The sequence below is a fragment of the Pontibacterium sp. genome, assembly GCF_041587635.1.
Lineage (GTDB): Bacteria > Pseudomonadota > Gammaproteobacteria > Pseudomonadales > Balneatricaceae > Pontibacterium.
In genome coordinates this window covers 1-6,604 of sequence record NZ_JBFGYC010000193.1, presented here as the reverse complement: position 1 = coordinate 6,604, position 6,604 = coordinate 1, and the positions used below count along the sequence as shown (strand labels likewise).

8 protein-coding genes are annotated in these 6,604 nt (G+C 49.8%); 1 reads left to right on the top strand and 7 read right to left on the bottom strand.

The features are described 5' to 3' along the window. From ABYW01_RS10890 to ABYW01_RS10880, 3 genes are all read right to left on the bottom strand, one after another. Nucleotides 1-272 (bottom strand): aminotransferase class V-fold PLP-dependent enzyme (locus tag ABYW01_RS10890; protein ID WP_372832669.1); only part of this gene is annotated, 272 nt, incomplete at its 3' end. A gap of 22 nt (nucleotides 273-294) precedes the next feature. After that, a complete protein-coding gene (iscR, locus tag ABYW01_RS10885; RefSeq protein ID WP_372832668.1) occupies nucleotides 295-795 on the bottom strand; it encodes a Fe-S cluster assembly transcriptional regulator IscR in 501 nt (166 codons plus the stop codon). Between the two features lie 150 nt (nucleotides 796-945). Continuing rightward, nucleotides 946-1,701 carry an RNA methyltransferase gene (locus tag ABYW01_RS10880; RefSeq protein ID WP_372832666.1) on the bottom strand — a complete coding sequence of 252 codons (756 nt, stop codon included), beginning with the start codon at nucleotides 1,699-1,701 and terminating at the stop codon, nucleotides 946-948. Nucleotides 1,702-1,829: 128 nt separating this feature from the next. Here ABYW01_RS10880 and ABYW01_RS10875 point away from each other — a divergent pair, with 128 nt between their 5' ends. Further along, nucleotides 1,830-2,642, top strand: a complete 813-nt coding sequence (locus ABYW01_RS10875) for an inositol monophosphatase (RefSeq protein ID WP_372832665.1) — start codon at nucleotides 1,830-1,832, stop codon at nucleotides 2,640-2,642. 121 nt (nucleotides 2,643-2,763) lie between these two features. Here the strand turns inward: ABYW01_RS10875 and ABYW01_RS10870 are convergent, their stop codons facing one another. The 4 genes from ABYW01_RS10870 to hflC form a co-directional block, all read right to left on the bottom strand. Then, entirely contained in the window at nucleotides 2,764-4,059 is a 1,296-nt protein-coding gene (locus ABYW01_RS10870) for an adenylosuccinate synthase (protein WP_372832663.1), read from the bottom strand. Between the two features lie 38 nt (nucleotides 4,060-4,097). Further along, the gene (locus ABYW01_RS10865; RefSeq protein WP_372832661.1) at nucleotides 4,098-5,273 is read right to left on the bottom strand and encodes an ATP phosphoribosyltransferase regulatory subunit; all 1,176 of its coding nucleotides are present in this window, start codon (nucleotides 5,271-5,273) and stop codon (nucleotides 4,098-4,100) included. Nucleotides 5,274-5,303: 30 nt separating this feature from the next. Continuing rightward, nucleotides 5,304-5,501, bottom strand: a complete 198-nt coding sequence (locus ABYW01_RS10860; RefSeq protein ID WP_372832659.1) for a DUF2065 domain-containing protein — start codon at nucleotides 5,499-5,501, stop codon at nucleotides 5,304-5,306. Nucleotides 5,502-5,628: 127 nt separating this feature from the next. Then, nucleotides 5,629-6,513 carry a protease modulator HflC gene (gene hflC, locus ABYW01_RS10855; RefSeq protein WP_372832658.1) on the bottom strand — a complete coding sequence of 295 codons (885 nt, stop codon included), beginning with the start codon at nucleotides 6,511-6,513 and terminating at the stop codon, nucleotides 5,629-5,631. Between the last annotated feature and the right edge of the window lie 91 nt (nucleotides 6,514-6,604).

Here is a 6,604-nt window from a genome sequence, read left to right as displayed (position 1 = left end):
TGATAGAAATGCGCAGCACCTTTAATGGCCAGGTTATCAGACTCAGTCGCACCGGAAGTCCATACAATCTCTCGAGGGTCAGCGGCAATCAGATCAGCGACCTGACGACGAGCATTCTCTACGGCTTCTTCAGCCTTCCAGCCAAAAGCGTGTGAACGAGACGCAGGGTTACCGAAGTTACCATCCAGCGTCAGACACGCAGTCATTTTCTCAGCAACACGCGGATCAACCGGTGTAGTTGCTGAGTAATCCAGATAAATAAGCTTATTCATTCTGCTCTCCGAGCCTTCCCCTCTAAACTACCGCTTCGCCAGCTTCTGCCGGGCGAGAATCGGAGCCTACAATCATATTATTTAACTGACGACGATCCTGCCGCTCAGCTACATCTTTCACATCTCTGCGCTCCACCAGGCTCGCGAGAGTGATATCACTCAGAAACCCATGGATTTGAGTGCTGAGGTCACACCACAAATGATGTGTCAGGCAGACCTCTCCACCTTGGCAGTTCCCAGTATGCTTGCAGCCTGTTGCATCAACTGATTCATTGACCGCATCAATGACTTCTGCCACATTAATACCGGCAGGTTCACGATTTAACTGATAACCGCCGCCGGGGCCGCGAACACTGCGTACCAATTCATTGCGGCGCAGTTTCGCAAAAAGCTGCTCAAGGTAGGACAGTGAAATCCCCTGCCTCTCAGAAATATCAGCAAGACTGATTGGTCCTTTACCTTCATGTAAAGCCAAATCCAGCATTGCAGTAACGGCGTAGCGCCCTTTAGTTGTTAATCGCATAATAGTCTTCCATCGCAACCTGTCGGCGAGTGTGAGCTGATTATGCAATACCCGACTAAATCAATCAACTATTAGCTTGACTAATTTTGTCGGATAATTCAAATAAAAAGGGGCATTATTTTAACACGTTTAAAGGATCTCTGGACAGATTCACTCTCCCCCCTGCCCAGGCAGCTTTTTCTGCATCGCCTTCAACACACCCCTTAGCACATTTACCTCAACTTTATCCGGCACCGCACGCATTAGCAGCCGTCGCATCCGCGGCATCAACTGACGTGGATTTTTAGGATCGAGGAATTCAATTTTTATCAGCGTTTCCTCAAGATGATCAAACAAGCGTTCCAGCTCAGCATGATCCGCCAATTCAATATCCCAATCTGTACCCCAGGATGGACGATCCCCTCCCCCCTCCTGATCAGCTTCCAATTTCAATTGCTCCATTCGCAGCTCGTAGGCAATTACCTGCACAGCCGCCGCTATATTCAGGGAGCTAAATCCCTCGACGGATGGAATATTCACGTGATGATGACATAGCTGAAGCTCCTCATTAGTCAGCCCTCGATCCTCCCGACCAAACACAATCGCCGTTTTTTGCGGTGAAGGCACAACGATGGACGCCATCTCTCGAGGATTAACTAATGGCCATGGGATATGACGCTCGCGGGCACTCGTACCAACAGCCAGCTGACAATCCGCTAACGCCTCTTCCAATCCAGACACAACACGAGCGTTCTCCAAAATATCTAATGCTCCCGAAGCACGGGCATCAGCCACTTCACTCGGAAACTCCTTTGGAGATACCAGGCAAAGATCGTCAAGACCCATATTCTTCATCGCCCTGGCCACACCACCGATATTGCCCGGATGAGTGGTATTGACCAGAACTATACGTACCTTTTCCAACATATCTATTCCCAAACCGGCAATCTAAAGCGCAATATTTTAACAGAGACCCATTCAACTGTTCAGCCATCGGCCAAGCTCGGTTATAATTGACGTTTTCCGCTCTCTAACAGTTTGTAGGTTCTAAACGCATGCAACCCATGGTTAACATTGCCCTGCGCGCAGCCCGTATCGCAGGTGAACAGATCGCGCGCTCCATTGAACGTCTCGATTTGATCAAATCCGAAGACAAAGATGTCGCTAAATTCCTAAGCGAGACCTGCAAACAGGCCGAGTCAACTGTCGTTACTACGATTCAGAAAGCCTACCCGAACCACAAAATCATTTGTGAGCACAGCGGTACGCACGAGCCACTAAAAGAAGGACCTAGCTTCTGCTGGCACGTCAATCCAATCGACAGCCTGTCAAACTTCTCCAACGGTCTGCCAGCCTTTGCACTGAGCATTACTGGCTACCAGAACGAGCGAATCGAACACGCCATCATTCTCAACCCATTGATTGGTGAAGAGTTCACAGCCAGCCGGGGCAGGGGCGCACAGTTAAATGGTCGACGCCTGCGCGTTAGTAATCGCAAAAGCCTGGACGGCTCACTGATTGGCTCCGGCTTCTTCAACCGCACCAGCGACAAACCGTATTTCAATGCCCACCAGGCAATGGTGAAGAACGTGACACTGGCTGGCGGAACATTATACAACGGTGGATCCGCTGTGCTTAACCTTGCCTATACAGCTGCCGGTCGCCTGGATGGCTTTTTCCAGCTTGGATTGCACGAAAGCGAAGTAGAAGCTGGCACCCTGTTACTACAGGAAGCAGGCGGCTTAGTCGCAGACTGCTTTGGCACCAACAAATATCGTGAAAACGGACACGTTGTAGCCGGCAACCCCAAAATGTTTAAGGCTATCCTGCAGGGACTGCGCCCAGCGCTCACTCCCGATATGCAGTAAGCAAAGTATCACATAAAAAAACCGGCGACTGCCGGTTTTTTTATGCCTGAAGCCTTCCCCGCACCAAGACACAAAAAAGCCCGGCAAATGCCAGGCTTTTTCGGAGCTTTATCGGCCCCAATTATGCATCGTATGGATTACGTAGCACGATTGTTTCAACGCGGTCAGGACCCGTAGAAACAATATCGATCGGCGCTTCAATCAGTACTTCCAGACGCTTGATGTAATCACGCGCTTCCTGAGGAAGATCATCGATAGATTGAGCACCAACTGTCGTACCTGACCAGCCACTCAGCTCTTCATAAACCGGCTCAATCGCTTCGTAGTCTTCACTACCAGTCAAAGTCAAAACATCATTGCCCTGCGCGTCTTTATAGCCGGTGCAAATCTTAATCGTTTCCAGACCGTCTAGTACATCCAACTTAGTCAGACAGATACCAGAAATCGAGTTAACCTGAATTGCGTGCTTCAACGCTACCGCATCAAACCAACCACAACGACGAGCACGACCGGTCGTTGAACCGAATTCGTGACCACGCTCAGCCAGACGCTGCCCCACTTCGCAATCAAGCTCAGTCGGGAACGGACCACCACCTACACGCGTGGTATAAGCTTTAGTGATACCCAGAATATAATCCAGGTACAGAGGGCCAAAACCACTACCGGTAGACGTACCACCCGCCGTAGTATTGGAGGATGTTACATATGGATAAGTACCATGATCGATATCCAGCAGAGAACCCTGCGCGCCTTCGAACATGATACTCTCACCTGCTTTACGCAGATCATGCAGCATAGCGGTCACATCAGCGACCATCGGACGCAACTGCTCACCCATCTCCAGCGCTTCTTTAAGCACTGCATCGTAGTCAACCGCTTCTACTTTGTAGAAATGCTCCAACTGGAAGTTATGATATTCCATCACTTCTTTCAGCTTCGCAGCAAAACGCTCGGTGTCCATCAGGTCACCTAAACGCAAACCACGGCGCGCAACTTTATCTTCGTACGCTGGCCCAATACCACGACCAGTGGTACCGATCTTGGTTTTACCACGAGCCTTCTCACGTGCCTGATCCAGTGCAACGTGATATGGCAGGATCAACGGACATGCTGGACTTAGACGCAAACGCTCACGTACAGGAACATTCGCTTCTTCCAGACCACGAATCTCTTTCAGCAATGCTTCAGGCGACAGAACGACGCCGTTACCGATCAAACATGTTACGTTTTCACGCAAAATACCGGACGGGATAAGATGCAGTACAGTCTTTTCCCCATTGATAACCAGTGTGTGGCCTGCATTGTGCCCGCCTTGAAAGCGCGCTACAGCTGCAGCCTGATCAGTCAGCAGATCAACGATCTTGCCTTTACCTTCATCACCCCACTGGGTACCCAGAACAACGACGTTTCTACCCATTGTTGCCTTCTTGAGATTAGTCATTTATCAATACGAGGTTACAGACCTTTGACGGTCCACTCACCATTTTCCAGCACCAATTCGGCACTGCTTTTCACCGCCTGATTATCACCAGACAATGCTTGAATCACCCGCACGCCTTGCGCACGCAATTCGTTAATCTTTTCTAGTAGCGCAGCATCTTCTCCCGCAGGAGCAGTAACCAAAGATACTTGAGCAACCTGCATAGACGCTAGATCAACCAAAGTCTTCAGATCTGCGCTAAAACCTGTTGCCGGACGCGCACGACCGAAGTCACGACCGATATCATCATAACGACCGCCTTTCGCCAGTGCTTGCCCATACGCCGGAGTGTATGCCGCAAATACAACACCTGTGTGGTAGTTATACCCACGCAACTCACTCAGATCAAAGTACAAATCTAATTCAGGGAAGCGCTTAGCAACACGTTGCGCCAGCTCTTCCAGATAAGCAATCGCATCCAGTACATCTTCTAAAGCATCAGAAAATAGCACTTTAGCTTTTGCCAACACCTCAATACCACCGTGCAAACGAGGCAGTTCGGCCAGCAACTCCAACACACGCGCATCGACATCCAACGTCTTCAGAAAACGCTCGATCTCAGGCAGCGCCTTACGCTGAAGCATGCCCTGATATTCATTTTGCTGCGCGGATGTCATACCCGCATCAACCATCAGACCACGGAATATACCCACATGACCGAGGTCTAAACTCAACTCTTGATCAGCACCCGCTTTGTGCAAGGTCGCAATCATCAGCGCGATAACTTCTACATCACTATCCAGACCCGCATGACCGAACAACTCGGCACCGATCTGCAACGGATTACGTGAAGCCAGTGGCTGGGTAGAGCGAGCATGCAATACAGAGCCGCAGTAGCAAAGACGACTCGCACCTTCATTACGCATGCGGTGTGCATCAATACGAGCAACCTGCGGAGTAATATCTGCACGAATACCCAAGGTATGACCGCTCAACTGATCAGTCAGCTTAAAGGTATTGAGGTCAAGCTCACCGCCTACACCTGTAAGCAGTGCATCCAAGTGCTCCATCAAAGGAGGCAGCACCAGGTCGTATCCCCAACTCTCGAACAGATCAAGCAAACGGCGACGCATCGCCTCGATCTGGCTCGCTTCCGGCGGAAGGATCTCTTTTACACCTTCCGGTAAGAGCCAACGATCTGCCAACGCCATGCAGTACTCCAACAGATATATAAATCGATATTAATTGATCAAATACAGAATCAAGGTACCCAGCAACATACTCACTAAGCCCATGATTCTCAGGGTTCGGTTATCCACAAGTGCCAACTGCTGTACTAAGTTACGCCATCGCTGAGGATAGAGAAAAGGAATAATCCCCTCCAATACCAGCATCAGACAAAAACCAATCGCTAACTGATGCAAAAAATCCGATGACATAGGCAGTCCGCCAGGTTTCGAAACCCCACTAACACAAAAAAACCGGGCTAAAACCCGGTTGACGTATATTACCACGTAATCGCGACTATTGGAGTCCCGATTACGTGTTTTTTGTTACCACTTTCAGCTACTGGGCAGCTGCTGGCGCCTGCGGCTCAGATAGGTACTTGAAGAAATCACTATCCGGCTTCAACACCATCATATCACCACTGCCGGTGAACGATTTGCGGTATGCCTGCAGACTACGATGGAAAGAGTAGAATTCAGGGTTCTGCTGATAAGCATTTGCATACACACTCGCTGCAGTGGCATCACCTTCACCTCGAATCCATTCAGACTCTCGGTACGCTTCCGCCTCGACAACCGTCTTCTGACGATCTGCGTCTGCGCGAATACCTTCCGCCAGCTCTTTACCTCGCGCACGCAATTCACTTGCTTCACGCTCACGCTCGGTACGCATACGCTGATACACAGATTCAGATACGGCAGGTGGCAAATCGATACGCTTCACACGCACATCGATCACCTCGATGCCGAACTCATCTTCAGCAATTTTGCTCAGGCTCTCAGTCAACTCCTTCATCAACTGCTCACGCTCACCGGAAACCACTTCAGTCACTGTTCGCTCACCAAACTGGTTACGCAGACCAGTATCTACTCGGTCAGACAGAAGCTTGGCAGCCCGAAACTCATCACCGGAGGTTGCGGTATAGAACTTCTGAACATTATCAATCTTCCACTTAACAAAAGAATCTACTTCCAGACTCTTTTTCTCAAGTGTCAGATACGACTGCGGCGCTGCATCCAGTGTTAACACTCGACCGTCAAACAGACGTACATTGTTCACAATCGGAAAACGAAAATGCAAGCCTGGCTCCAGATCTGCATTCACCACCTCACCGAACTTCAGCAATACGCCGCGCTCGGTTTCCTTCACAATGTATACAGAGCTATAACCAACAAACACCGCAACAATCAGAACAATCAGCGCAATCATACTAGAAGGTTTCATTAACGCCCCTCCCGACGGTTATTCAATTGACGCTGGCGCAACTGATCCACAACCTGATCAGTGACCTCGCGCAAACTCTGGTTATCCAAGC